This is a genomic window from Pseudomonas sp. MOIL14HWK12:I1, from assembly GCF_000510705.1.
GTDB classification, from domain to species: domain Bacteria; phylum Pseudomonadota; class Gammaproteobacteria; order Pseudomonadales; family Pseudomonadaceae; genus Chryseomonas; species Chryseomonas oryzihabitans.
In genome coordinates this window covers 114,951-139,719 of record NZ_AZNY01000006.1, presented here as the reverse complement: position 1 = coordinate 139,719, position 24,769 = coordinate 114,951, and the positions used below count along the sequence as shown (strand labels likewise).

22 protein-coding genes are annotated in these 24,769 nt (G+C 67.6%); 14 read left to right on the top strand and 8 right to left on the bottom strand.

Going from position 1 to position 24,769, the window contains the following annotated elements; genetic code table 11:
- The first annotated feature begins 14 nt into the window (after positions 1-14).
- Positions 15-1,118: an NADH:flavin oxidoreductase/NADH oxidase gene (locus PSEK12I1_RS0104685; protein ID WP_027600822.1), complete on the top strand. Its 1,104-nt coding sequence runs from the start codon at positions 15-17 to the stop codon at positions 1,116-1,118.
- Between the two features lie 37 nt (positions 1,119-1,155).
- On the opposite strand, the gene PSEK12I1_RS0104680 is transcribed toward PSEK12I1_RS0104685, so the two are convergent.
- Positions 1,156-1,626 (bottom strand): nuclear transport factor 2 family protein, encoded by a 471-nt coding sequence (locus PSEK12I1_RS0104680; protein WP_007160966.1) that lies wholly within the window; start codon positions 1,624-1,626, stop codon positions 1,156-1,158.
- Positions 1,627-1,817: 191 nt separating this feature from the next.
- Here PSEK12I1_RS0104680 and PSEK12I1_RS0104675 point away from each other — a divergent pair, with 191 nt between their 5' ends.
- Positions 1,818-2,513 (top strand): tellurite resistance TerB family protein, encoded by a 696-nt coding sequence (locus tag PSEK12I1_RS0104675; protein ID WP_027600821.1) that lies wholly within the window; start codon positions 1,818-1,820, stop codon positions 2,511-2,513.
- 3 nt (positions 2,514-2,516) lie between these two features.
- Here PSEK12I1_RS0104675 and PSEK12I1_RS0104670 read toward each other — a convergent pair whose 3' ends face one another.
- Positions 2,517-3,419: a LysR family transcriptional regulator gene (locus PSEK12I1_RS0104670; RefSeq protein ID WP_007160968.1), complete on the bottom strand. Its 903-nt coding sequence runs from the start codon at positions 3,417-3,419 to the stop codon at positions 2,517-2,519.
- Positions 3,420-3,566: 147 nt separating this feature from the next.
- On the opposite strand from PSEK12I1_RS0104670, the gene PSEK12I1_RS0104665 reads away from it, so the two are divergent.
- The 8 genes from PSEK12I1_RS0104665 (at position 3,567) to PSEK12I1_RS0104630 (ending at position 13,287) form a co-directional block, all read left to right on the top strand.
- Positions 3,567-5,240: a GMC family oxidoreductase gene (locus PSEK12I1_RS0104665; RefSeq protein ID WP_027600224.1), complete on the top strand. Its 1,674-nt coding sequence runs from the start codon at positions 3,567-3,569 to the stop codon at positions 5,238-5,240.
- Positions 5,241-5,349: 109 nt separating this feature from the next.
- Entirely contained in the window at positions 5,350-6,972 is a 1,623-nt protein-coding gene (locus tag PSEK12I1_RS0104660) for an MFS transporter (RefSeq protein WP_007160970.1), read from the top strand.
- A 100-nt stretch (positions 6,973-7,072) separates the two neighbouring features.
- Positions 7,073-8,168 (top strand): peptide chain release factor 2 gene (gene prfB / locus PSEK12I1_RS24540; protein ID WP_100168977.1). Its coding sequence is split into 2 segments (ribosomal slippage): positions 7,073-7,144 and positions 7,146-8,168, totalling 1,095 coding nucleotides; the frame shifts between segments, so codons are not numbered across the junction.
- 100 nt (positions 8,169-8,268) lie between these two features.
- On the top strand, positions 8,269-9,771 hold the full coding sequence (lysS, locus tag PSEK12I1_RS0104650) for a lysine--tRNA ligase (protein ID WP_007160973.1): 1,503 nt from the start codon (positions 8,269-8,271) through the stop codon (positions 9,769-9,771).
- Between the two features lie 116 nt (positions 9,772-9,887).
- Positions 9,888-10,895, top strand: coding sequence for a transporter (locus tag PSEK12I1_RS0104645; protein ID WP_007160974.1), 1,008 nt, complete (start codon positions 9,888-9,890; stop codon positions 10,893-10,895).
- Between the two features lie 64 nt (positions 10,896-10,959).
- Entirely contained in the window at positions 10,960-11,904 is a 945-nt protein-coding gene (gene cbpA / locus PSEK12I1_RS0104640) for a curved DNA-binding protein (RefSeq protein WP_027600819.1), read from the top strand.
- On the top strand, positions 11,904-12,224 hold the full coding sequence (locus tag PSEK12I1_RS0104635) for a chaperone modulator CbpM (RefSeq protein WP_027600818.1): 321 nt from the start codon (positions 11,904-11,906) through the stop codon (positions 12,222-12,224). Before cbpA ends, PSEK12I1_RS0104635 begins: the two co-directional genes overlap by 1 nt.
- A gap of 319 nt (positions 12,225-12,543) precedes the next feature.
- Positions 12,544-13,287: a TIGR00266 family protein gene (locus PSEK12I1_RS0104630; RefSeq protein WP_027600817.1), complete on the top strand. Its 744-nt coding sequence runs from the start codon at positions 12,544-12,546 to the stop codon at positions 13,285-13,287.
- Positions 13,288-13,300: 13 nt separating this feature from the next.
- Here the strand turns inward: PSEK12I1_RS0104630 and PSEK12I1_RS0104625 are convergent, their stop codons facing one another.
- The 4 genes from PSEK12I1_RS0104625 to PSEK12I1_RS0104610 all read right to left on the bottom strand — a co-directional run bounded on the left by PSEK12I1_RS0104625 (position 13,301) and on the right by PSEK12I1_RS0104610 (position 16,680).
- Entirely contained in the window at positions 13,301-14,197 is an 897-nt protein-coding gene (locus tag PSEK12I1_RS0104625) for a hypothetical protein (RefSeq protein ID WP_007162117.1), read from the bottom strand.
- 100 nt (positions 14,198-14,297) lie between these two features.
- The gene (locus PSEK12I1_RS0104620; RefSeq protein WP_027600816.1) at positions 14,298-15,113 is read right to left on the bottom strand and encodes an aldo/keto reductase; all 816 of its coding nucleotides are present in this window, start codon (positions 15,111-15,113) and stop codon (positions 14,298-14,300) included.
- A complete protein-coding gene (locus PSEK12I1_RS0104615; RefSeq protein WP_027600815.1) occupies positions 15,110-16,285 on the bottom strand; it encodes an FAD-binding oxidoreductase in 1,176 nt (391 codons plus the stop codon). The genes PSEK12I1_RS0104620 and PSEK12I1_RS0104615 overlap by 4 nt, the downstream gene beginning before the upstream one ends.
- Before the next feature lie 62 nt (positions 16,286-16,347).
- Entirely contained in the window at positions 16,348-16,680 is a 333-nt protein-coding gene (locus tag PSEK12I1_RS0104610; protein WP_027600233.1) for a multidrug efflux SMR transporter, read from the bottom strand.
- A gap of 83 nt (positions 16,681-16,763) precedes the next feature.
- On the opposite strand from PSEK12I1_RS0104610, the gene PSEK12I1_RS0104605 reads away from it, so the two are divergent.
- Entirely contained in the window at positions 16,764-17,648 is an 885-nt protein-coding gene (locus tag PSEK12I1_RS0104605) for a LysR family transcriptional regulator (protein ID WP_027600814.1), read from the top strand.
- Between the two features lie 145 nt (positions 17,649-17,793).
- On the top strand, positions 17,794-19,080 hold the full coding sequence (locus PSEK12I1_RS0104600) for an MFS transporter (RefSeq protein WP_027600813.1): 1,287 nt from the start codon (positions 17,794-17,796) through the stop codon (positions 19,078-19,080).
- Here PSEK12I1_RS0104600 and PSEK12I1_RS0104595 read toward each other — a convergent pair.
- Together PSEK12I1_RS0104595 and PSEK12I1_RS0104590 are read right to left on the bottom strand one after the other, a co-directional pair.
- Entirely contained in the window at positions 19,077-20,441 is a 1,365-nt protein-coding gene (locus PSEK12I1_RS0104595; protein ID WP_027600812.1) for an MFS transporter, read from the bottom strand. The genes PSEK12I1_RS0104600 and PSEK12I1_RS0104595 overlap by 4 nt on opposite strands.
- A 166-nt stretch (positions 20,442-20,607) precedes the next feature.
- Entirely contained in the window at positions 20,608-21,555 is a 948-nt protein-coding gene (locus PSEK12I1_RS0104590) for a LysR family transcriptional regulator (RefSeq protein WP_027600811.1), read from the bottom strand.
- A 108-nt stretch (positions 21,556-21,663) separates the two neighbouring features.
- Here PSEK12I1_RS0104590 and PSEK12I1_RS0104585 point away from each other — a divergent pair, with 108 nt between their 5' ends.
- Together PSEK12I1_RS0104585 and PSEK12I1_RS0104580 are read left to right on the top strand one after the other, a co-directional pair.
- The gene (locus PSEK12I1_RS0104585) at positions 21,664-22,845 is read left to right on the top strand and encodes a fumarylacetoacetate hydrolase family protein (protein ID WP_027600238.1); all 1,182 of its coding nucleotides are present in this window, start codon (positions 21,664-21,666) and stop codon (positions 22,843-22,845) included.
- Between the two features lie 33 nt (positions 22,846-22,878).
- Positions 22,879-24,663 carry an IlvD/Edd family dehydratase gene (locus tag PSEK12I1_RS0104580; protein WP_027600810.1) on the top strand — a complete coding sequence of 595 codons (1,785 nt, stop codon included), beginning with the start codon at positions 22,879-22,881 and terminating at the stop codon, positions 24,661-24,663.
- Positions 24,664-24,769: the final 106 nt, after the last annotated feature.

Here is a 24,769-nt window from a genome sequence, read left to right as displayed (position 1 = left end):
AGACGAGGTCCGCCATGAGTCTCCTGTTCCAGCCCCTGACCCTGCGTCAGCTGACCCTGCCCAATCGCGTGGTGGTCTCCCCGATGTGCCAGTACTCCAGCGAAGACGGTTTCGCCAACGACTGGCACCTGGTCCACTTGGGCAGTCGCGCCACCGGTGGTGCCGGCCTGGTGATCTTCGAGGCCACCGCGGTCACCCCCGACGGGCGCATCACGCCCCAGGACCTGGGGTTGTGGAAGGACGAGCAGATCGAGCCCCTGCGGCGCATCACCCAGTTCATCGAGGGGCAGGGCAGTGTCGCCGGTATCCAGCTGGCCCACGCCGGGCGCAAGGCCAGCACCTGGCAACCCTGGCTCGGCAAGCACGGCAGCGTGCCCATCGCCGAAGGCGGCTGGGTGCCGGTGGCGCCCTCGGCCATCGCCTTCGATCCCCAGCACACCCGGCCCACGGCGGTGGATCGCGACGACATCGCCAGCATCCGCCGGGCCTTCGTGGACACCGCCGAGCGCGCCCTGGCGGCCGGCTTCAAGGTGGCCGAGATCCATGCCGCCCACGGCTATCTGCTGCACCAGTTCCTCTCGCCGCTCTCCAACCGCCGCGAAGACGACTACGGCGGCAATTTCGAGAATCGCATCCGCCTGCTGCTGGAGGTGACCGCCGACGTGCGCGCCGTCTGGCCGGAGGAGTTGCCGCTGTTCGTGCGGGTCTCGGCCACCGACTGGGTGGAAGACGGCTGGGACGTCGACGAGACGGTGGAACTGGCGCGCCGGCTCAAGACCCTGGGCGTCGACCTGATCGATGTCTCTTCCGGCGGCACCGCGGCCCAGGCCGACATTCCCACCGGCCCCGGTTACCAGACCCAGTTCGCCGAGCGGGTGCGCAAGGAAGCCGGGATTCCCAGTGGCGCGGTGGGCATGATCACCGATGCGGCCCAGGCCGAGCACGTGCTGCGCACCGGTCAGGCCGATCTGGTGCTGTTGGCCCGTGAGCTGCTGCGCGATCCCTACTGGCCGCTGAATGCCGCCGAAGCCTTGCGCGAGAGGGTCTCCTGGCCGCCGCAGTACGTCCGCGCCGCGCACCGGGATACGCCACTGCGCAAGCCGTTCGGGGTGGAATAGGGGAGCAACGGAGCCATCCGCCCGGATGGCTCCCGGGTCAGGGCTTGACCGGGCGCAGCATGGCTTCCAGGGCGTCGCTGTCGTAGTAGTCGCCCAGGTACCAGATGCGACCGTCGCGGATCTTCATGATGCTGGCGCCGCGGATCTTCACCGGTTGCTTGCCGGTGGCGGTGGTGCGGTTGCCGGTCAGTTCCCATTCGAAGGCGATGCTGCGCGGGCCGATGACCGGCTTGTGCACCATCTTCACCTGCAGATCCGGTACCGCCTTGAGGGTGACCTTGACGATCCTGTCGCGGGCCTGGGTGCGGCTGGTCTCGGTGGTGGCGGCGCCACTGTCGAAATACTGCACCTTGGGATCGAGCAGGGCGCTGGCGGCCTCGGCGTCGTGATCGTTCCAGGCATCGAGATAGCGATTGGCGATGAGGCGGGCATCCTCGGCGGCGGCCTGGACCTGGCCGGCGGTAAGGGCGACCGAAAGCGCGAACAGCACAGCCAGACGCGAGCGCATGGGGTGTCTCCGGCAACTGCAGGGGGGAGGCGCAAGAGTAGCGCCGTGGGCGGTCCGCGGTCAGCAATATTTTGTAGCGGCTGGCCGTTGGCGACGGTGTTCCCGGCAACATCCGGTAAGCAGGTGCCGGGAGCCGGACGGTGCGGACGGCGGTCCCAAGAAGCTGAATCCCGACTCTGTGGAGGTCATCCATGAACACCCGCGGTTTGCTCGATCAATTGCTCAAGGCGGGCCAGCAGGCCCTGGCCAAGAAGACCGGCCACGCGGCCCCACGACCCGGTACCCCGTCTTCCGGCAAGGATCCCCTTGGCGGTCTGCTTTCGGGCCTGGGTAACAGCGGCCTGGCCGCCGGTGCCCTGACCGCCCTGCTGGGCAGCAAGCGCGGGCGTGCCATGGGGGGCAAGGCGGTCGGCTATGGCGGCTTGGCGGCACTCGGCATGGTGGCCTACAAGGCCTATCAGTCCTGGCAGGCCAACCAGGTCCAGGGCGCGGCGGCCGCCGAGCCCCGCACCGTGGATCGGGTACCGGAGCACGAAGCCGAGGCCCACGGCCGGGCGGTGCTGATCGCCCTGATCGCGGCGGCCAAGGCCGATGGCCATGTCGATGACCAGGAGCGCCAGGCCATCGAAGCCGAGATGGCCAAGCTGGACAACGATCCCGAACTGCGCAGCTGGCTGCAGCGCGAACTGGAACAGCCGCTCGATCCGGCCAAGGTCGCCGCCGCGGCGGAAACCCCCGAGATGGCGGCCGAGATGTACCTGGCCAGCCTGATGCTGATCGACGATCAGCAATACATGGAAAAGGCCTATCTGGACGAGCTGGCGCGCCAGTTGCGCCTGGAGCCCGGCCTGCGCGCCGAACTGGAGCGCGAGGCCGCGGCGGTCTGACGGCTAGGCGAGGGCACGTTCCTCGCCCAGCAGGACGCTCCGCTCCGCTGCGCAGAGGTGCAGCAGGAAATCCCAGACCACGCGCAGGCGGGCGGAGCGGTGCAATTCGCGGTGGGTGGAGATCCAGTACTCCCGGGTAAAGGAGCGCTCCGGGAGCACGCCTTCCAGGGGCGTGCCTTGACCCACCAGGTAGCAGGGCAGCACCGCGATGCCGATGCCGGCACAGGCGGCTTCGCGCTGGGCGATGACGCTGGTGCTGCGAAAGACGATGCGCGGCTCCGGGCAGAGTCCCTGGATGAATTGCAGTTCGCGGGTGTATAGCAGGTCGTCGACGTAACCGATGAAGGTCTGCTCGCCGAGGTCGGCTTCGGCACCCAGGGGCGGCGCCCGATCCAGGTAGGTGCGACTGGCGTAGAACCTCAGGCGATAGGGCGTCAGCCGCCGGCCGATCAGGCCTTCGGCGGTGGGCCTTTCCAGGGTGATGGCGATGTCCGCCTCGCGGTTGGTGACGCTGACGAAGCGCGGCACCGAGACCAGTTCCACTTCCAGCCCCGCATAGTCGCGCAGCAGCGCTCCCAGGCGCTGGGCGAGAAAGCCGGTGCCCAGGCCTTCGGTCACCCCGACCCGCACCTGGCCCAGCGGATTGAGTCTCTGGGTCACTGCCTCCTGGGCCAGCAACGCGGCTTCTTCCATTGCCTGGGCGTGCGCCAGCAGGGCCTGACCAGCCGGGGTGAGTTGATAACCGCTGGCCTGTTGCACCAGCAGCTGACTGCCCAGGGCGCGCTCCAGGGCCTCCAGGTGGCGGGCGACGGTGGCATGACTGACGCCCAGGCTACGGGCGGCGGTCAGCAGGCGGCCATGGCGCTGGATCTCCAGAAAAACCCGCAGATCGTTCCAGTCGAACATCCCGTCTCCCTCGTCTAGGTCTGTCTGCGCGGTCGCTTGCGGGGCGCTGTTCAGAAATGCACAGCCGGTGCCCGTTTTCTGCGACTGTTGTTCGCGGATGACGACACTAGGATAGGGACCACAACAACAAAAAAGCGAGGGAACGTCATGCCCGGTCCTGCTGCGGAATATGACTTCATCATCGTCGGCGCCGGTCCGGCCGGCTGCCTGCTGGCCAATCGACTGTCCGCCGATCCGGCCTATCGCGTGCTGCTGCTGGAAGCCGGCGGGCGCGACAACCATCCCTGGATCCACATTCCCGTCGGCTATCTGTTCTGCATCGGCAATCCGCGCACCGACTGGTGTTTCAAGACCGAGGTGGAAGCGGGCCTGGGGGGCCGGGCGCTCAACTATCCGCGCGGACGGGTGCTGGGTGGCTGCTCGTCCATCAACGGCATGATCTACATGCGTGGTCAGGCCCGCGACTATGACGGCTGGGCCGCCGCCGGCAATCCCGGCTGGGGCTGGCAGGACGTGCTGCCGCTGTTCAAGCGCATGGAGGATCACTGCGACGGCAATTCAGAGTTTCACGGCGCCGGGGGCGAATGGCGGGTCGAGCGGCAGCGCCTGCACTGGACGCTGCTCGACGCCTTTCGCGCCGCCGCCGGCGAAACCGGCATCGCGCCGGTGGAGGACTTCAACACCGGTGACAACGAAGGCTGCGGCTACTTCCAGGTCAATCAGCGCAACGGTGTGCGCTGGAATGCCGCCAAGGCCTTTCTCAAGCCCATCCGCCAGCGCGCCAATCTCGAGGTGCTGACCGGCGTTCAGGTCGAGCGGGTGCTGCTGGAGGAGGGCAGGGCACGGGCGGTGCTGGCGCGCCTGCCGGGCCAGGCCGAGCCCCAGCGCCTGGTGGCACGGCGGGAGATCGTGCTCTGCGCCGGCGCCATCGGCTCGCCGACCCTGTTGCAGCGCTCCGGCATAGGGCCGCGCGGTCTGCTCGAAGGCCTGGGCATCGGCGTCCGGCACCGCCTGGAAGGGGTGGGCGGCAATCTGCAGGATCACCTGCAACTGCGGCTGATCTACCGGGTGCACGGCGTGCCTACCCTCAACGCCCTGGCCGGCAGTCTCTGGGGCAAGCTGGGCATGGGCCTGGAATACCTCTGGAAACGCAGTGGCCCCCTGGCCATGGCGCCGAGTCAGCTGGGCGCCTTCGCCCGCTCCGATCCCGGGCAGCCCTCGGCCAATCTGCAGTATCACGTGCAGCCGCTGTCGCTGGAGCGCTTCGGCGAGCCGCTGCACGGCTTTCCCGCCTTTACCGCCTCGGTGTGCAACCTGCGTCCGGCCAGTCGCGGCCAGGTGGCCATCCGCAGCGCCGACCCGCTGGCCGCGCCGCTGATCCAGCCGCGCTATCTCAGTGCGCCGGAGGATCTCAAGGTGGCCGCCGACGCCATCCGCCTGACCCGGCGCATCGTCGCCGCCCCGGCCCTGGCCGCCTATCGACCCGAGGAATACCTGCCGGGACCGGCCTACCAGAGCGAGGAGGAATTGCAGCAGGCGGCCGGCGCCATAGGCACCACCATCTTCCATCCATCCGGCACCTGTCGCATGGGCCAGGACGCCGACGCCGTGGTCGATGCGCGCCTGCGGGTGCATGGCATTCCCGGGCTGCGGGTGGCCGACGCCTCCATCATGCCGACCCTGGTCTCGGGCAACAGCTGCTCGCCAACGCTGATGATCGCCGAGCAGGCGGCCACCTTCATGCTGGCCGAGGCGCGCGAGCAGGGCAGTCACGAGCTGCCCGCCGTGGTGGCCCGGGCCAGCGCGGTCTCGGCGGCCTAGCGGCGTCCCTCCGCTTTCACCGACGGCGGGGCCTCCTGCCGTTTCCACCGTAGTAGCTGTCGCCCATAACAACAATCAGCCCGGCGATCCCGGGTCAGGAGAACGTGCGATGTCCGACTATGCCCAACCCCGGGTCCAACCCAGCGCGGCCAGCAGTCGCCGCGAAGAACGCAAGGTGATCTTCGCCTCGTCCCTGGGAACCGTCTTCGAGTGGTACGACTTCTTTCTCTATGGCGCCCTGGCGGCGGTGATCAGCAAGCAGTTCTTCGCCGGCGTCAACGACACCACCGCCTTCATCTTCGCCCTGCTGGCCTTTGCCGCCGGCTTCGTGGTGCGGCCCTTCGGCGCCCTGGTGTTCGGCCGCCTGGGCGACATGGTCGGCCGCAAGTACACCTTTCTCGCCACCATCATCCTCATGGGCATCGCCACCTTCGGCGTCGGCCTGCTGCCCACCTACGCCAGCATCGGCGTGGCCGCACCCATCATCCTGGTGGTGCTGCGCCTGCTGCAGGGCCTGGCCCTGGGCGGCGAATACGGCGGCGCCGCCACCTACATCGCCGAGCACGCGCCGCCCGGCAAGCGCGGCGCCCATACCAGCTGGCTGCAATCCACCGCGACCCTGGGGCTGTTGCTGTCGCTGGTGGTGATCCTGGTCTGCCGCTATCTGACCGGCGACCAGTTCGAGGTCTGGGGTTGGCGCCTGCCGTTCCTGCTGTCGATCTTTCTGCTGGCCATTTCCACCTGGATCCGCATGTCGATGCACGAGTCGCCCGCCTTCGTGCGCATGAAGGCCGAAGGCAAGCAGAGCAAGGCGCCGATCCGCGATTCCTTCACCAACTGGAGCAATCTCAAGGTGGTGCTGATCGCGCTGTTCAGCATCAACGGCGGCCAGGCGGTGACCTTCTACCTGTCGCAGTTCTATGTGATGTTCTTTCTCACCCAGACCCTCAAGCTGGATCCGGTGCTGGCGAACAACCTGCTGATCATCAGCGTCATCCTCGGCGCGCCCTTCTTCGTCATCGCCGGCTGGCTGTCGGACAAGGTCGGGCGCAAGCCGATCCTGATGCTCGGCCTGCTGCTGGCCACGGTGCTCTACTTCCCGCTGTTCAAGGCCCTGACCCACTACGCCAATCCGCAGATCTACCAGGCCAGCCAGCAGGCTCCCATCGTGGTGACCGCCGACCCGGCCACCTGCACCTTCCAGTTCGATCCGGTGGGCAAGGCGCGTTTCGACAGTCCCTGCGACCGGGTCAAGACACTGCTGGCCAAGAGCGGTCTGCCCTACCGCAGCGTGGCCGCGGCGCCCGGCGATGCGGTGCAGGTCAGCGTCGGCGACAAGCTCATCGTCGGCTTCGACGAACCGGCCCTGCGCGCCGCGGTGCAGGCCGCCGGCTATCCGGCCAAGGCCGACTCGGCCCAGGTCAACAAGCCGATGGTGGTGGCGGTGATCTTCGCCCTGATCCTGATCGCCACCCTCTGCTACGGACCACTGGCGGCGCTGATGGTGGAGCTGTTCCCCACTCGCATCCGCTACACCTCCATGTCGCTGCCGTACCACATCGGCAACGGCTGGTTCGGCGGCTTCCTGCCCACGGTGTCCTTTGCCCTGGTGGTCTATACCGGCGACATCTTCTACGGCCTCTGGTACCCGGTGCTGATCACCGGCGTCAGCCTGGTGGTGGGGCTGCTGTGCCTGCCGGAAACCCGCCATCGCGATCTCGACGCCGATTGAGGCGCGTGCGGGCGGCGCTGCCCGCCGCCCGCTGAGTTTCGCCGCCGATTGGGTTATACTCGCGAGCTTTTCCACAGCTTTTCTCGCGAGTGTTTCCCCCATGGAAATCAACCCGATCGTCACCAGCATCAAGGACCTCACCAGCCGTACCCAGACCATTCGGGGGTATCTTTGACTACGATCTGAAAAAGGATCGTCTGGTCGAAGTCGAGCGCGAGCTCGAGGATCCCGCTGTCTGGAACAAGCCCGAATACGCCCAGAATCTCGGTCGCGAGCGCGCCCAGCTGGCCCAGGTGGTCGGGACCCTGGACGAGCTGACCGGTGGCCTGGCCGATGCCAGCGACCTGCTGGAGATGGCCGCCGAAGAGGAAGACCAGGGCGCGGTCGATGACGTGGCGACCGAGGTGGAGCGCCTGCGCGGCATCCTCGAGAAGCTGGAATTCCGCCGCATGTTCAGCGGCGAGATGGACCCCAACAACTGCTACCTGGACATCCAGGCCGGCTCCGGCGGCACCGAGGCCCAGGACTGGGCCAACATGCTGCTGCGCATGTACCTGCGCTGGGCCGACCAGCACGGCTTCAGCGCCGAGATCGTCGAGTTGTCGGAAGGCGAGGTCGCCGGCATCAAGGGCGCCACGGTGCACATCAAGGGCGAATACGCCTTCGGCTGGCTGCGCACCGAGATCGGCGTGCACCGCCTGGTGCGCAAGAGTCCCTTCGACTCGGGCAACCGTCGCCACACCTCCTTCACCGCGGTATTCGTCTCGCCCGAGATCGACGACAACATCGACATCGAGATCAACCCGTCCGATCTGCGCATCGACACCTACCGCTCCTCGGGCGCGGGTGGTCAGCACGTGAACACCACCGACTCCGCGGTGCGGATCACCCACGTGCCCACCAACACCGTGGTGGCCTGCCAGAACGAGCGTTCCCAGCACGCCAACAAGGACACCGCCATGAAGATGCTGCGGGCCAAGTTGTACGAGCTGGAGATGCAGAAGCGCACCGCCGCCTCCCAGGCGCTGGAGGACTCCAAGTCCGATATCGGCTGGGGCCACCAGATCCGCTCCTACGTCCTCGACGCCTCGCGGATCAAGGATCTGCGCACCGGTGTGGAACGCAGCGACTGCGACAAGGTGCTCGACGGCGATCTGGACGAATACCTTGAAGCCAGCCTCAAGCAGGGCATCTAACCAATCTATCTCTGTAGGAGCGGCCCATGGCCGCGATCCTGCTAGTTATCGCGGCCATGGGCCGCTCCTACGGCAAGCACTCCCCAGGTAAACAGCAGACATGAGCGAACAACCCCTAGACCCCCAAGCCCAGGAACAGGAAGACAACAAGCTGATCGCCCAGCGCAAGGAAAAGCTCTCCGCGCTGCGTGCCCAGCAGGCCATTCCCTTCCCCAACGACTTCCGCCGCGACAGCCTGGCCGGTGATCTGCAGCAGCAGTACGCCGACAAGACCAAGGAAGAGCTGGAAGCCGCGGGCATCAAGGTCAAGGTGGCCGGCCGCATCATGCTCAACCGCGGCGCCTTCATGGTGCTGCAGGACACCAGCGGGCGTATCCAGGTCTACGTCGACCGCAAGACCCTGCCGGCCGAGACCCTGGAAGCGGTCAAGACCTGGGACCTGGGCGACATCATCGCCACCGAAGGCACCCTGGCCCGCTCCGGCAAGGGCGATCTGTACGTCAACATGAGCGACGTGCGCCTGCTGACCAAGTCGCTGCGCCCGCTGCCCGACAAGCACCACGGCCTGACCGACACCGAGCTGCGCTATCGCCAGCGCTATGTCGACCTGATCGTCAACGAAGAGGTGCGCCAGACCTTCCGCGTACGCTCCCAGGTCATCGCCCACATCCGCCGCTTCCTCATGGAGCGGGGCTTCCTCGAAGTGGAAACCCCCATGCTGCAGACCATTCCCGGCGGTGCGGCGGCCAAGCCCTTCGAGACCCACCACAACGCCCTGGACATGGCCATGTTCCTGCGCATCGCGCCGGAGCTGTACCTCAAGCGCCTGGTGGTCGGTGGCTTCGAGAAGGTCTTCGAGATCAACCGCAACTTCCGTAACGAAGGCGTCTCGACCCGGCACAACCCCGAGTTCACCATGCTCGAGTTCTACCAGGCCTACGCCGACTACCGCGACAACATGGACCTCACCGAGGAACTGTTCCGCGAACTGGCCATGGCCGTGCTCGGCACCACCGACGTGCCCTATGGCGACAAGGTCTTCCACTTCGGCGAGCCCTTCGTGCGCCTGTCGGTGTACGACTCCATCCTCAAGTACAATCCGGACATCACCGCGGAAGACCTGCAGGACGTCGAGAAGGCCCGCGCCATCGCCAAGAAGGCCGGCGCCAAGGTGCTCGGCCACGAAGGCCTGGGCAAGCTGCAGGTGATGATTTTCGAGGAGCTGGTGGAGAGCAAGCTGGAGCAGCCGCACTTCATCACCGAGTACCCCTTCGAGGTCTCGCCGCTGGCGCGCCGCAACGACGAGAATCCCAGCGTCACCGACCGCTTCGAGCTGTTCATCGGCGGCCGCGAGATCGCCAACGCCTACTCCGAGCTCAATGACGCCGAAGACCAGGCCGAGCGTTTCATGCTGCAGGTCCAGGAAAAGGACGCCGGTGACGACGAGGCCATGCACTACGACGCCGACTTCATCAACGCCCTGGAATACGGCATGCCGCCCACCGCCGGTGAAGGCATCGGCATCGACCGCCTGGTGATGCTGCTGACCAACTCGCCGTCGATCCGCGACGTCATCCTCTTCCCGCACATGCGTCCGCAATAAGAGCGGCGCCCCGTCCGGGGCGTCGCTTCGGTGCCTGCCGACCGGGGCTCTGTCATCAAAGGTTCATTCGGACCTGCTAACAGAGCCCTGATGTCGCGTTCCCTCCGCAGGTAGCCATGACCAATACGCTGATCCCCCTGCATCCGGCCGCCGAACGGCTGGGGCTGCTCTACGCCTATCATTTCACCTCCGGCCAGCCGGGCCGGGCCCTGACCATGGCGCCGGAAGATCCCTGGGAGGCGGAAGAGGGCGGATTTCGCTGGCTGCACTTCAACCTGGCCCACGCCGCCGCCGAACGCTGGATGCGCGAGCACCTGGGGCTGCCCGAGGAATTCTTCGAATCCCTGCATGCCGGTTCCCACTCGACCCGCCTGGAGCCGGCCGATGACACCCTGCTCGGGGTGGTGAACGACGTGACCCTCGCCTACGGCCAGGTCTCGGTGGACGTCGCCACCCTCTGGGCCTGCGCCCGCCCGGGGCTGCTGGTGACCGCCCGGGCCCAGCCACTGCGTTCGGTGGATCGCCTGCGCCACGCGGTACGCCGCGGCGAGGGCTTCGGCTCGACCCTGGAGCTGCTGGTGCACCTCCTGCGCGACCAGGCCGACGTACTGACCGGCATCATCCGCGACACCACGGTCAAGGTGGATGCCATCGAGGATCGCCTGCTGTCCCAGCGGCTGTCCGCCAGTCGCGCCGAACTGGGCAGCCTGAGACGCGCCCTGGTCCGGCTGCAACGGCTGCTGGCCCTGGAGCCGGGTTCCCTGCTGCGGCTGCTCAACCGGCCGCCGGCCTGGCTGCGCCGCGACGACATCCAGACCCTGCGCGAGGCCACCGAGGAATTCGACCGGGTGCTGGACGACCTCGCCGCCCTGGTGGAGCGGCTCAAGCTGTTGCAGGAGGAGATCGCCGCCGCCTCCGCCGAGCAGACCAACCGCACCCTGTTCACCCTGACCCTGGTCACGGTGCTGGCCCTGCCGATCAACATCATCGCCGGCTTCTTCGGCATGAACGTCGGCGGTATCCCGCTGGCCGATTCGCCCCATGGTTTCTGGATCCTGGTGGCGCTGGTGGCGACCTTCACGGTGCTGGCCGGCACCCTGGCCTTTCGCAAGCGAGGCGACTGACCGGCTGCGTGCAACCCCTGGGGGCGCTCCGCGGTCTCTAGGAGAACCGTTACTGGAGACCGCAATGGACTTCAAGGACTACTACGAGGTGCTCGGCGTCGCTCCCGACGTCGACGACAAGACCCTCAAGACCGCCTATCGCAAGCTGGCGCGCAAGTACCACCCCGATGTGAGCAAGGAGGCCGATGCCGAGGCCCGCTTCAAGGAGGTGGCCGAGGCCTATGACGTCCTGCGCGATCCGCACAAGCGCGCCGAGTACGATCAGGTACGCCTCTACCAGCAGCAGGGCGAGCGCTTCCAGGTGCCGCCGGACTGGCAGCCGGGTTCAGGCGATGACTACAGCGATCCCCATGCCGGCTTCGGCGCGGACTACTCCGACTTCTTCGAATCCCTGTTCGGTGCTGCCGGGCGCTCGCAGCAGGGCGGTTTCGCCCGCCGGGGTCGTGACATCGAGCTGGAGCTGCCGCTGTTTCTCGAAGAGAGCCAGGCGGGCAGCACCAAGCCGCTGAGCTTTACGCTGCCGCAGCGCGACGAGCTGGGCCGCCGCGTCGGCGAGACCACCAAGACCCTCAACGTCAAGATTCCCGCCGGCAGCACCGACGGCGAACGTATCCGCCTGAAAGGCCAGGGCGAGCCGGGCGTCGGCGGCGCGGAGGCGGGGGATCTCTACCTGGTCATCCGCCTGGTGCCCCATCCGCTGTTCGACGTCGACGGCCAGGATCTGGTGGTCAGCGTCCCGCTCGCCCCCTGGGAAGCTGCGTTGGGCGCCAAGGTGCAGGTGCCGACGCTGGATGGACAGATCATGCTCAGTATCCCGCCCGGCAGCCAGAACGGTGCGCGGTTGCGGGTGCGCGGCAAGGGCCTGGCCGGCAAGACGGGGCAGGGCGATCTGCATGCCCTGCTTAAGGTGGTGATGCCGCCCAGGGGCGATGAAGAAACCCAGGCGCTGTGGCGCCAACTGGCCGAGCGGGCGGCCTTCGATCCCCGCCGCGACTGGAGGAAAGTCTGATGAGCAGTCTGATCGTCCTGCAGGAATTCTGCGTGCTCTGCGAGGTGAGCGAGCCGGTGGTGGTGGAGATCGTCGAGCACGGCATCCTGGCACCCCAGCGGGGCAAGCGCCCGGCCGAGTGGCACTTCGATACCAGCGCCCTGCATCGCGCCCGCCGCGCCGTGCGCCTGAGGCACGAGCTGGAACTGGATTGGGCCGCCACCGCCCTGGCCCTGCACCTGCTGGATGAGGTGGAAGAACTGCGACGGGAAAACCAGCGCCTGCGCCAGCGCTTGGCGCGCTTCGCCGGCGAGCTGCGAGACGTGGGCGCCGATTCGTAGGGTGGAAAACCGCGCAGCGTTTTCCACGCGCGTCGCATATTCGCAGGGCAGTGGAAAAGGCTGCGCCGTTTTCCACGCTACGGGCTGCAATAGGTTGGACTTCGCTGCGCTCAATCCAACCTACGGAACGTCCATCTGCGCTGGATATCCCCCTCTCCCTCCGGGAGAGGGCTGGGGTGAGGGAAGCCAGGTAGCGCCGGTAATGGCCGCGATGTTGTAGGGTGGAAAACCGCGCAGCGTTTTCCACGCGCCTTGCCCATACGCAGGACAGTGGAAAAGGCTGTGCCGTTTTCCACGCTACACCAGGAGCCTCACAGCCATGCCCAGCCATATCCTCGATCATCGCATTCTCGGTGAATCCCTGCAGGCGGTGGAGATCGGCCTCGATCCGGGCGAGACGGTGATCGCCGAGGCCGGCGCCATGACCTACATGGAGGCCGACATAGCTTTCACCGCACGCATGGGCGACGGCTCCGCCGGCCTGCTCGGCAAGCTCTGGGGCGCCGGCAAGCGGATGCTTGGCGGCGAGTCGCTATTCATGACCCATTTCACCAATGAAGGTCGCGAGAAGCGCCGCGTCGCCTTTGCCGCGCCCTATCCGGGGCAGGTGGTACCCCTGGACCTCGCCGCCCTGGGCGGCACCCTGTTCTGCCAGCGCGATTCCTTTCTCTGCGCGGCCAAGGGCACCCGCATCGGCGTGGCTTTCACCCGCCGTCTGGGCGCCGGTTTCTTCGGCGGCGAAGGCTTCATCCTGCAGCGGCTGGAGGGCGATGGCATGGCCTTCGTGCATGCCGGCGGCACGGTGATCCGCAAGGAACTCAAGGGCGAGACCCTGCGCCTGGACACCGGTTGTCTGGTGGGTTTCACCAGCGGCATCGACTACAACATCAAGCTGGCAGGTGGCCTGCGCAGCATGCTGTTCGGCGGTGAAGGCCTGGTGCTGGCAACCCTGAGCGGCCACGGCACGGTGTGGATTCAGACGCTGCCCTTTTCCCGGCTAGCGGGCCGGGTCCAGGCCGCGGCCGGCGGCGGCGTCGGTGAACGCCGCGCCGGTGGCGACTGATCTCCCGCCGACCCTAGGCCCGCTGCAGGGCGCTCTGGGGCGCCATGCGCTCCAGCCAGTCACGCCAGCGTACCCGGCTGTCGTGGACCAGCCAGCCGTCCTGGCGGGCGAAGCTTTCCGACAGCCAGAGGCCGCGGGTCGATACCGGCAGGCGCTGGCCGGCGGACAGGGTATAGAGCTCGCCGGTGGGTTTGCCGTCGTCCAGGGCGACCAGATAGAGATCCGGGCGTTGCCGGGCCAGGCGCGCCAGCAATTGGCCGTTCTCGATCTTCTCGTCGACGTGGAACAGACTCGGCGCCTTGCACTCCTTGGGCAGCTCCAGCAGCAGGTCATAGACCAGTTGCAGCGAGGCGGTGGGGGTATGCACATAGGCGCGAGGGCGTTCCAGCAGCGCCAGACTGCCGCAGCGCACCGGCCGCGCCGCGCCCGAACGTGGGGTCAGGCGAAAGGCCACGTCCTCGCGATAGGGCAGGGCCGGGGCATAGGGCGTCGGCAGCCAGGTGTCGGCGAAGCGTCCCGCCAGCCAGCCGCGCGGCGTCTCGATCAGGCACTCCTCGGCCACCTCCTGGACGGCGGTGAGCAGCGGCAGCGCCAGTTCGTGGGTCGGGATGTAACCGGAGATCAGCTTGAGCACCACGTCGCCCCGATCGGGCCGGCGCTGGCGCACCAGCAGCCAGTGATCCTGGCCCTGCCAGTTCAGCGTCAGGCGTACCGAGACCCCCAGATTGGCGAGCCTGGCGCTGAAGTGCTGGGCATCGTCGATCTCGATGGGCTTGCGCCGCTCCAGCATCTCGCTGAAATTCAGGGGTTGGCCGAGGGCCTGGTAGGTGAGGCCGTCATGGTTGGCCTCGACCGAAAGGGGCAGGGTCTTGAACGCCTTGGGATTGTGGCGGGCGATGAGCTGGGGCATGGCCGACTCCTGTTTGTTGTATGCCGCGGACGCGCCGTCCCGGGCAAGCCGGGCGGGGCGTCCAGCGGACGAAGGCAAGGGTTCAGCGAAACGCTCTGGATCAGGGCCGAGCGGTGATCACTTCGGCCAGGGTACGGACATTATGTGACAGGTGCAGGGGATCGATAGTGCCGACTATCGCACTGCTCACACCCGGCTCGCCGAACACCCGGGCGAAGCTGGCCCGCACTGGATCCTGGCCGGCGCCGAGCACGGCGTGACCGCTGGCCAGGGCCTTCTTGATCAGGATGCCCTTGCCCTGGGCGGCGGCGGCCTGGATCACCGGGATCTCGGCGTCTTCGTTGAGGTTGAAGGTGACCATGGCGCAATCGCCGGCTTCCAGGGCTTTCAGGCCGCCGGCGACGGTCTTGCCGGAAAAGCCGAAGGCGCGGATCAGCCCCTCGCGCTTGAGCTCGGCCAGGGTCTCGTAGCAGCCGCTGTCCTGGAGGATGGCCAGGTCGTTGCCATCGGAGTGCACCAGCACCAGGTCCAGCCAGTCGGTTTCCAGGCGTTGCAGGCTGCGTTCCACCGAGCGGCGGGTATGGGCCGGGCTGAAGTCGAAGCTGGACAGGCCATCGGTGAATTCCTCCCCGACCTTGCTGGCGATCACCCAGTGCTGGCGCTGGCCACGCAAGAGCGGACCCAGGCGTTCCTCGCTGCGGCCATAGGCCGGAGCGGTGTCCAGCAGATTGATCCCCAGTTCGCGGGCAAGACTCAGCAGGTCCGCGGCGCTGCGGTCGTCGGGGATGGTGAAGCCATTGGGATACTTCACGCCCTGGTCACGCCCGAACTTGACCGTGCCCAGACCCAGCGGGGAGATCTCCAGACCGGTGCTGCCCAGCGGACGCTGCAGACCGTGTAGGGTGCGCAGACTCATGGCAACAGCTCCTCCCAGAAGGGCGCGGCCACCGGCGGTTGCGGATGGGCGGGCAGGGCGGGGTGCTGTCCCGGCGCGATGCCGTCGCGGTCGAGATTGGCCAGGACGCGGTCGGCCAGGTCGGGCGACAGGGCGAGCTTGGTCGGCCAGCCCACCAGCAGACGACCTTCCTCGGCGAGAAAGGCATTGTCCGGGCGCACCAGTCCGGATTGCGCCGGCTCGGCGCGATCCACGCGCAGGGTCGCCCAGCGCGCGCCGGCGAAGTCGATCCAGGGCAGCAGGCGCTGCAACTCCTCGCGCGCCGCGGCGATCTGCGCCTGGGGTTCGCGCGCCACGCCCTCGGCTTCGGCCAGGTCGCCACCCAGGTACCACAGCCACTGGCCGTCGGCGGTGGGGTGGCTGGTGATGGTCACCCGCGGCTTGGGGCCGCCGCCCAGGCAGTGGGCATAGAGGGGTTTGAGCATGGGGCCCTTGACCACCACCATGTGCAGCGGGCGGCGCTGCATGGCCGGTTGTTCCAGGTGGAGCGCCTGGAGCAGCTCGGCCATGCCGGCGCCGGCGGTCAGCACGATGCGTTGGGCGCGGATGGGTTGGCCGTCCACCACCAGGCCGGTCAGTTCGCCGGCTTCGCGCAGCGGTTGCAGCTCATGCCCGGCCAGCAGGCTGTCGCCGGCCAGCTCGGCCAGGCGCGCGACCAGGCTGGGCACGTCCAGCACCAGTTCGGCCAGGCGATAGACCTTGCCCTTGAAGGCACGATCGCGCAGGGCCGGGGGCAGTTCGTCGCCCTTGACCGCATCCACCCGGCCGCGCACCGCCTTGCTGGCGAAGAAGCTGGTGAGGTTGCCGGCCAGGCTGCCCGGCGACCAGAGGTAATGGGCTTCGGAGAGCAGGCGCACGCCGGAGAGATCCAGCTCGCCGCTGCCGGCCAGGCTCTCACGCCAGCGCCGCGGCATGTCGGCGATGGCCTCGGAGGCACCGGTGAGCATCCCGGTCAGGGCGTACTTGGTGCCGCCATGGATGATGCCCTGGGACTTGCCGCTCTGGCCGCCGCCCAGGGCGCCGGTCTCCACCAGCACGGTGGCGTAGCCGGCGCGTCGGAGGCGGGCGTTGAGCCAGAGGCCGGCGACGCCGCCGCCGACGATGAGGATATCGGTGGACCAGGGTTGGGACATGAACGGCCTGCTCGGGTGATCGGCAAAGAGGCGATTTTACACGCTCCTCGCCGCCGCTGGTCTCAATGCCCGGTGCTGCCGGAAAACAGCTGGATCACCACCACCCCGGCGACGATCAGCCCCATGCCCAGCAGGGCCGGCAGGTCCAGCTTCTGATCGTAGAGAAAGGCCGCGGCGATGCTCACCAGCACGATGCCAAGGCCGGCCCAGATGGCGTAGGCGATGCCCACCGGGATGCTGCGCACCACCAGGGTCAGCATCCAGAAGGCCAGCCCGTAGCCACAAACGACCAGGATCAGCGGCAGCGGCTTGCTGAAGCCGCTGATGGCCTTCATGGAGGTGGTGGCGACGACTTCGGCGGCGATGGCGATGGCCAGGTAGATGTATCCGCTCATGGGGCTTCCTCCTGTAGAAGGCCCCATTGTGCCTTTCCGGGCGATGGGTGAAAGTTGATACCTATCTATCGGGGAGATGGGTCGTGCAGTGGAATCTTGAGCAGCTGGAGATCTTCGTCGGCATCGCCGAGGGCGCGAGTTTCTCGGCGATGGCGCGGCGTCTGGGCCGGGCGCAATCGGCGATCAGCTCGGCCATCGCCCTGCTGGAGACCGATCTGGGCGTGGCGCTGTTCACGCGCAGCAACGGGCGCACGCCGGTCATCACCGAGGCCGGTCTGGCCCTGCTGGAGGAGGCGCGCGAGGTGCTGCGCCAGTGCCAGCGGCTGGACAGCCGGGCCCAGGCCCTCTGCGCTGGACAGGAACCGCTGTTGCGCCTGGCCCTGGACGAGGCCATGCCCTACCAGCCGGTGCTCGATGCCCTGGACGCCCTGGCCGTGGCTTTCCCGCACCTGGAGGTCCAGCTCACCAGCGGCGCCCAGGGCGATGTGGCGCGCAAGCTGCTGACCGACCAGGCCGACCTCGGCCTGCTGTTCCGCCATGAGCACATGCCCGAGGCCCTGGAGCGCCAGGCGCTGGGCGATGTCGCCCAGGTCACGGCCTGCGGTGCCCAGCATCCCCTGGCGCGCCAGCAGGGTGTGGGGCGGCGCGAACTGGCCCGCCACCGCCAGCTGCTGATCGCGCCGCTGGAGAATCCCTATCCCGGCGGCGAGCAGATCGCCCCCCAGGTCTGGCGCGCCGACAGCTTCTATCTACTCGCCGAATTGCTGATGCGTGGCCTGGGCTGGGGCTGGCTGCCACGGCACGTGGCGCGCTATCCCACCTACCAGGGCTTGTTGGCCGAACTGGCCTGCGACTGGGTACCGCCGGCCCTGGTGGTGGAACTGGCCTGGCGCCGCAACGCCGCACCGGGACCGGCGGCGCGCTGGCTGGCGCAGCGCCTGGCGGAAGAGTTGCGGGCGATTGGTTGAATCGACGTGTTGGGCTTCCAGCACTCGCCCACAACTCTTTCCAACGAACACCCATTCTGGCCAGATCCGTGGGCCAGCTTGGCCAGCGCCAGGTCGCTCGGGCTGCAATACTCGACTCATCCCTTTCCCGCCGGTGAAGATCGCCATGACCACACCTCCCGCCCTCGGCCAGCGCTTTGTCTTCGTCGTCCTGGCGCTGATCTTTCTCGCCCTGCTGGTCTCAGCGGGCGTCAGGTCTACCCCCGGCGTCTTGCTCTTGCCGCTGCAGGACACCTTTGGCTGGAGTCGCGAGACGGTCTCGCTTGCTGCCGCCATCGGCATCTTTCTCTATGGCCTGGTAGGCCCCTTCGCCGCGGCCCTGATGCAGACCCTCGGCATCCGCCGCACCCTGCTCGGCGGCCTCACCCTGATCAGCCTGGCCACCGCCCTGAGCACCCTGATGCGCGAACCCTGGCATCTGGTCGCCACCTGGGGCGTGCTCAGCGGCCTGGGCACCGGTTGCGTGGCCATGGTGCTGGGCGCGGCCATCGTCAATCGCTGGTTCGTCGCCCGGCGGGGGCTGATGATGGGGCTGCTGGCGGCCAGCACCGCCACCGGCAATCTGGTCTTTCTGCCGCTGCTGGCCCATCTCGCCAGCCACGAAGGCTGGCAGACCGTGGTGCTCACCGTGGCCGTGGCCAGCGCCGCGCTGATCCCGCTGGTGGCCTGGCTGCTGCCGGAGCGGCCGGCGGACATCGGCCTGCGGCCCCATGGCGCCCCGGCGGACTACCAGGCGCCAGCTGCTACCGCACCGGGCAACCTGTTTCGCGTGACCCTCGGCACCCTGGCCATGGCCAGTCGGCGGCGCGATTTCTGGTTGCTGTTCCTGACCTTCTTCGTCTGTGGCTTCACCACCAATGGGCTGATCGGCACCCACTTCATCGCCATGGGCCATGACCACGGGCTGTCCCAGGTGCAGGCCGCCGGGATCCTCGCGCTGATGGGCATCTTCGATCTGGTAGGCACCACCGCGTCCGGCTGGCTGACCGACAGGTACGATCCGCGCCGCCTGCTGTTCGTCTACTACAGCCTGCGCGGCCTCTCGCTGATCTACCTGCCATTCTCCGGTTTCGCCCCCGAGCAGCTGCTGCTGTTCGGCATCTTCTACGGGCTGGACTGGATCGCCACCGTGCCGCCCACGGTCAAGCTGACCAACCAGAGCTTTGGCGAAAAGAGCGCGCCGGTGGTGTTCGGCTGGGTGTTCTGCGGCCACATGCTCGGCGCCGCCTGTGCGGCCTTTCTCGCCGGGGCCCTGCGCGAGCACTTCGGCTCCTACCAGGAGGCCCTGGTGCTGGCCGGCCTGACCGGCATCCTGGCGGCGCTGATGGCCCTCTGGATCGGCCGGCCGAGCGCCGCGGGTGCTGGGCGCTCGGCCGTGCCCGAGGTGGGCTAGGCGGGCTTCAGGTCCAGCGGCACGGCGGTCGGCGCGCGGTGCAGCATCGAGGCCGGGATCGCCAGGATCAGCAGGCCGCTGACGAACAGGCAGGCGCCGAGCACATAGGTGCCGTTGTTGATGTCGCCGGTGAGGGTTTCCATGGTCGCAGTGATCATGGAGCCGGTGAAGCCGGAGAGGTTGCCGATGGCGTTGATCATGCCGATGCCCGCCGCGGCGGCGACGCCGGAAAGCAGGGTGCCGGGCAGCGACCAGAAGATCGGCATCAGCGCCAGCAGCCCCGAGGCGGCCACGGTGAGGAAGAAGATCGACAGCACGATGTTGTGGATGAACCAGGCGCTCAGCACCAGGCCCAGGGCGCCGACGAAGGCCGGCACCGCCGCGTGCAGCCGCTGCTCGCCGGTGCGGGCCGAGTGGCGGGCGTTGAGCAGCATGACCACCAGGGCGACGCTGTAGGGGATGGCGGTGAGCAGGCCGATCTGCAGGCTGCCGCTGACACCGGCGTTCTTGATGATCGAGGGCATCCAGAAGGCCAGGCCATAGAAGCCGGTGTTGAAGGTCAGCAGGATGAACACCAGCAGCCAGACCCGCGGATTGAAGAACACCTCGCTGAGTCGCGAGGCCTTGCCGGCGTTCTGCTGCTCCAGGTTGCGCTTGAGCAGGGCCTTTTCCCGGGCGTCCAGCCAGGGCGCCTTGTCGATGTTGTCGCTCAGGCAGCAGAACACCACCACCGCCATGATGATCGAGGGCACCCCTTCCACCAGCAGCATCCACTGCCAGCCGGCCAGACCGTGCCAGTTGTGCAGACTGCTCATCAGCCAGCCGGAAAGCACGCCGCCAAAGCTCAGGCTGAAGGGCAGGGCGATGAGGAAGCCCGACATCACCCGACTCTGTCGGCGGGTCGGAAACCAGTAGTTGAGATAGAGGATCACCCCGGGAAAGAAGCCCGCCTCGCAGACCCCCAGCAGGAAGCGCAGCACATAGAAGAGGGTGCTCGACTGCATGCCGAAGAACTGCGCCAGCGGCTGGGTGAAGGCCACCGCCATGGAGATGATCGCCCAGGTCAGCATGATGCGGGCGATCCAGAAGCGCGCGCCGTAGCGATGCAGCAGGAGGTTGCTGGGGACCTCGAAGAGGAAATAGCCCCAGAAGAACATGCTGGCGCCAAGGGCATAGACGGTGTTGCTGAAGCCGAGGTCGTCGAGCATGTCCAGCTTGGCGAAGCCGACGTTGACCCGATCCAGGTAGGCGGCGATGTAGCACAGCAGCAGGATCGGCAGGATGCGCAGCACCACCTTGCGATAGGTGCGTTCTTCGAAGGCGTCGCCAGCGGCGCCCTGGGGAGCGGTGGTCTCGAACATGGGAATGACCTTCGGGGCCTTGGGGCCCGTTGTTGTTATTGAAGAGGTCGAAGGCGGCCGGGGATGCAGGGTGGCCGTCTGAATTGCCAGGCCACTCTAGGAGCGAGAGCGATTCTTTCCCAATGGCATTTGCGGATCATTCGATAACGGCGCGTTATCGAAGCCTCTAGGCCGAGGCCTCTCCGCGACCGGCATGGCTCAGCAGGATGGCGGCGAATTCCCGGGCCGCCTCGCCCAGGGGTTCGCCCTTGCGGGTGAGGATGCCGTAGTCCTGCGCCGGCAGGTGCAAGGGCAGCTCCAGGGCACTGAGCGCGCCGCTGGCGAGATAGGGCTCGACCATGGCCTCGGGCAGCATGCCGATCATGGGGCCGGCGCGTAGCACCTGGAGAAAGGTCTGCATGGAGATGGTGTCGATGGTGTTGCTCGGCACCGGCAGGCCGGCAGCGGCGAAGGCCCGCTCCATGCGCCCGCGGATGGGCGTGCCCTTGGGATAGAGGATCCAGGGCCAGGCCAGCACCTGGTCGAGGCCCACGGGGCCGCTGCCCACCAGCGGGTGATCGGCGTTGACCACGAAGCGGAAGGGCTCCGGCGCCAGGGGCTGGAAGTCGAAGCGCTGGGCCTGGGCTTCGTCGGTGAAACGCGCCACCGCCAGGTGCAGCAGCTTGTCGTCGAGCATCTCCATCAGGTGATCGCTGGTCTGCTCCATCACCTCGATGGCCAGCAGCGGCCAGCGCTGCTTGATCGCGACGATGGCCTGCGGCAGGGCCACCGCGGTGGCGGCGAAGATGCCGCCGACCTTGAGCTGGCCATGACCACCGCGCCTCAGGCTGTCGATCTGCTCGGCGAAGCCGCGGGCATCGTTGAGCGCCACCCGCGCATAGCGCAGCACGTGCTCACCCAGGGCGGTGGGTGGCATGCTGCGCGGCTGGCGCTCGAACAGGGCGAAGCCCAGCAGGTGCTCGATCTCCTTGAGCATCTTGCTGATGGCCGGCTGGCTGAGATTCATCTGCTGCGCGGCCAGGTGCATGTTGCGGGTGCGCCCCAGGGTGTCGATCAGCAGCAGGTGGCGAAACTTGAGCCAGTGGCAGATCTGGCTGAACGACGGCTCGGACACGCGTGCCTCCCGGGCGATAAGCGCAGGTTATCGAATGATGAAATAAGCCCATTTGAGTTTATCAGTCCGGCTGCCTAGCGTGGACCCATCAGCCCTGGAGTCCTGCCCATGTCCCTTCGTCTCTCGCCTGCCAATACCCTTCCCACCGATGGCTTGGCCGGCACCCTGGTGGGCCGCGCCTGGGTGCCCGGCCCGCTGGCCGGTCCCTCGCCCGTGGTGCTGCGCGAAGACGGCGTCTTCGATGTCTCCCAGCGGTTCGCCACCCTCAGCGCCCTGTTCGAGGAGGAAGCACCGTTGCAGGCCCTGCGCGACACTCCCGGACGTTACCTCGGCAGTGTGGAAGAACTGCTGGCCAACAGCGGCGAGCAGGCCGCTGCGGACCGCCTGCACCTGCTGCCGCCAGCCGATCTGCAGGTGATCAAGGCCGCCGGGGTGACCTTTGCCGCCAGCATGCTGGAGCGGGTGATCGAGGAACAGGCCGGTGGCGATGCCGGGCGCGCCGTAGCCATCCGCGAGCAGGTGCAGGCGGTGATCGGCGCGGACCTGCAGGGCCTGGAGCCGGGCAGTCCGCGGGCCCAGGCGCTCAAGGCGCTGCTGATCGAGAAGGGCATGTGGTCGCAGTACCTGGAGGTGGGCATCGGGCCGGACGCCGAGATCTTCACCAAGGCGCCGGTGCTGGCCGCGGTCGGCTCTGGCAGCGCCATCGGCATCCACCCCGTGTCCCAGTGGAACAATCCCGAACCCGAGGTGGTGCTGGTGGCCGATAGCCGCGGCCGCCTGCATGGCGCCACCCTGGGCAATGACGTCAACCTGCGCGACATCGAGGGCCGCAGCGCCCTTTTGCTGAGCAAGGCCAAGGATAACAACGCCTCCTGCGCCCTGGGGCCCTTCATCCGCCTGTTCGACGAGACCTTCGATCTCGACCAGGTGCGCCAGTGCGTGGTGACCCTGGAGGTCCAGGGCGAAGACGGCTTCCGACTCCAGGGCAGCAGCTCCATGGCGCAGATCAGTCGCGATCCCACCGATCTCGCCGCCCAGACCCTCAATGCCAACCACCAGTATCCCGACGGCTTCGTGCTGTTTCTCGGCACCCTGTTCGCCCCGACCCAGGACCGCGACGCCCCGGGCGGTGGCTTCACCCACAAGGTGGGTGACCGGGTGAGCATCGCCAGCCCGCTGCTGGGGACCCTGCACAACCGGGTGACCACCAGCGACCAGGCCCCGGCCTGGCGCTTCGGCCTCGGCGCCCTGATGCACAACCTGGCCGCCCGTGGCCTGCTGGGCCGCTGATCCTTTCTTTCCTAATAACAACTAGAGACCATCATGACTTCCGCCAAACGCCCGCTGCGCAGCCAGCTCTGGTTCGATGATCCTGCCCACGCCGACATGACCGCGCTCTATGTCGAGCGCTACATGAACTACGGCCTGACCCGCGACGAACTCCAGTCCGGTCGCCCCATCATCGGCATCGCCCAGACCGGCAGCGATCTCACCCCCTGCAATCGCCACCACCTGGAACTGGCCCAGCGGGTCAAGGCCGGCATCCGCGATGCAGGCGGCATCCCCATGGAATTCCCGGTGCACCCCATTGCCGAGCAGAGTCGCCGGCCCACCGCGGCCCTGGATCGCAACCTGGCCTACCTCGGCCTGGTGGAGATCCTGCATGGCTTCCCGCTGGATGGCGTGGTGCTCACCACCGGCTGCGACAAGACCACCCCGGCCTGCCTGATGGCCGCGGCCACCACCGACCTGCCAGCCATCGTGCTGTCCGGCGGACCGATGCTCGACGGGCATTTCAAGGGCGAGCTGATCGGCTCCGGCACCGTGCTCTGGCACGCACGCAACCTGCTGGCGACCGGCGAGATCGACTACGAGGGCTTCATGGCCCTGACCACTGCCGCCTCGCCCTCGGTGGGCCACTGCAACACCATGGGCACGGCCCTGTCGATGAATGCCCTGGCCGAGACCCTGGGCATGTCGCTGCCCGGCTGCGCCAGCATCCCCGCGCCTTACCGTGAGCGCGGCCAGATGGCCTATGCCACCGGCAAGCGCATCTGCCAGCTGGTGCTGGACGACGTCCGCCCCTCGCAGATCATGACCCGCGAGGCCTTCGAGAACGCCATCGTGGTGGCCTCGGCCCTGGGCGCCTCCAGCAATTGTCCGCCGCACCTGATCGCCATCGCCCGGCACATGGGCATCGAATTGTCGCTGGACGACTGGCAGCGCCTGGGCGAGGACATCCCGCTGCTGGCCAACTGCATGCCGGCCGGCAAGTATTTGGGCGAAGGCTTCCACCGCGCCGGCGGGGTGCCGGCGGTGCTCCACGAACTGCTCAAGGCCGGCCGGCTGCACGGCGAGTGCCTGACCGTCTCCGGCAAGACCATCGGCACCATCGCCGAGGGCGCCGCCAGCTCGGATCCCGCGGTGATCCAGCCCTATGAGGCGCCGCTCAAGCACCGCGCCGGCTTCATCGTGCTCAGCGGAAACTTCTTCGATAGCGCCATCATGAAGATGTCGGTGGTGGGCGAGGCCTTCCGTCAGACCTACCTGGCCGAGCCGGGCAAGGAAAACAGCTTCGAGGCGCGGGCCATCGTCTTCGAAGGCCCGGAGGACTACCACGCGCGCATCGACGATCCGGCGCTGGACATCGACGAGCGCTGCATCCTGGTGATCCGCGGCGCCGGTCCGGTGGGTTATCCGGGCAGCGCCGAGGTGGTCAACATGGCGCCCCCGGCGGCGCTGATCAAGAAGGGCATCGATTCCCTGCCGTGCCTGGGCGACGGTCGCCAGAGCGGCACCTCGGCCAGCCCTTCGATCCTCAACATGTCGCCGGAAGCGGCGGTGGGCGGCGGCCTGGCGCTGCTCAAGACCAACGACCGGCTGCGCGTGGACCTCAATGCCCGCAGCGTCGACGTGCTGCTCGACGATGGCGAACTGGAGCGCCGCCGCGCCGAATGGACGCCCAACCTGCCGCCGGCCCAGACCCCCTGGCAGGAGCTCTATCGGCAACTGGTGGGCCAGCTCTCCACCGGCGGCTGCCTGGAACCGGCCACCCTGCACCTCAAGGTGATCGCCCGCGAGGGCGGGGTGCCGCGGCATTCGCACTGAGAGTCTGTTCAAAGGCTCGCGAGCTAGAGCCAAACAAGGCGAAAATGTTTGAGGACGCGGAGTTTACGAATAGTAAATGAGCATTCCGAAAGCATTTTCAACGCCG

Excerpts from the sequence above, each read along its gene's own strand:
- PSEK12I1_RS0104615 (WP_027600815.1), bottom strand. The coding sequence starts at position 16,285 with ATGTCCCAACCCTGGTCCACCGATATCCTCATCGTCGGCGGCGGCGTC.
- PSEK12I1_RS0104625 (WP_007162117.1), bottom strand. The coding sequence starts at position 14,197 with ATGCCCCAGCTCATCGCCCGCCACAATCCCAAGGCGTTCAAGACCCTG.
- PSEK12I1_RS0104685 (WP_027600822.1), top strand. The coding sequence starts at position 15 with ATGAGTCTCCTGTTCCAGCCCCTGACCCTGCGTCAGCTGACCCTGCCC.
- PSEK12I1_RS0104580 (WP_027600810.1), top strand. The coding sequence starts at position 22,879 with ATGACTTCCGCCAAACGCCCGCTGCGCAGCCAGCTCTGGTTCGATGAT.
- PSEK12I1_RS0104680 (WP_007160966.1), bottom strand. The coding sequence starts at position 1,626 with ATGCGCTCGCGTCTGGCTGTGCTGTTCGCGCTTTCGGTCGCCCTTACC.
- PSEK12I1_RS0104675 (WP_027600821.1), top strand. The coding sequence starts at position 1,818 with ATGAACACCCGCGGTTTGCTCGATCAATTGCTCAAGGCGGGCCAGCAG.
- PSEK12I1_RS0104630 (WP_027600817.1), top strand. The coding sequence starts at position 12,544 with ATGCCCAGCCATATCCTCGATCATCGCATTCTCGGTGAATCCCTGCAG.
- PSEK12I1_RS0104600 (WP_027600813.1), top strand. The coding sequence starts at position 17,794 with ATGACCACACCTCCCGCCCTCGGCCAGCGCTTTGTCTTCGTCGTCCTG.
- lysS (WP_007160973.1), top strand. The coding sequence starts at position 8,269 with ATGAGCGAACAACCCCTAGACCCCCAAGCCCAGGAACAGGAAGACAAC.
- cbpA (WP_027600819.1), top strand. The coding sequence starts at position 10,960 with ATGGACTTCAAGGACTACTACGAGGTGCTCGGCGTCGCTCCCGACGTC.
- PSEK12I1_RS0104670 (WP_007160968.1), bottom strand. The coding sequence starts at position 3,419 with ATGTTCGACTGGAACGATCTGCGGGTTTTTCTGGAGATCCAGCGCCAT.
- PSEK12I1_RS0104645 (WP_007160974.1), top strand. The coding sequence starts at position 9,888 with ATGACCAATACGCTGATCCCCCTGCATCCGGCCGCCGAACGGCTGGGG.
- PSEK12I1_RS0104595 (WP_027600812.1), bottom strand. The coding sequence starts at position 20,441 with ATGTTCGAGACCACCGCTCCCCAGGGCGCCGCTGGCGACGCCTTCGAA.
- PSEK12I1_RS0104635 (WP_027600818.1), top strand. The coding sequence starts at position 11,904 with ATGAGCAGTCTGATCGTCCTGCAGGAATTCTGCGTGCTCTGCGAGGTG.
- PSEK12I1_RS0104660 (WP_007160970.1), top strand. The coding sequence starts at position 5,350 with ATGTCCGACTATGCCCAACCCCGGGTCCAACCCAGCGCGGCCAGCAGT.
- PSEK12I1_RS0104585 (WP_027600238.1), top strand. The coding sequence starts at position 21,664 with ATGTCCCTTCGTCTCTCGCCTGCCAATACCCTTCCCACCGATGGCTTG.
- PSEK12I1_RS0104610 (WP_027600233.1), bottom strand. The coding sequence starts at position 16,680 with ATGAGCGGATACATCTACCTGGCCATCGCCATCGCCGCCGAAGTCGTC.
- PSEK12I1_RS0104665 (WP_027600224.1), top strand. The coding sequence starts at position 3,567 with ATGCCCGGTCCTGCTGCGGAATATGACTTCATCATCGTCGGCGCCGGT.
- PSEK12I1_RS0104620 (WP_027600816.1), bottom strand. The coding sequence starts at position 15,113 with ATGAGTCTGCGCACCCTACACGGTCTGCAGCGTCCGCTGGGCAGCACC.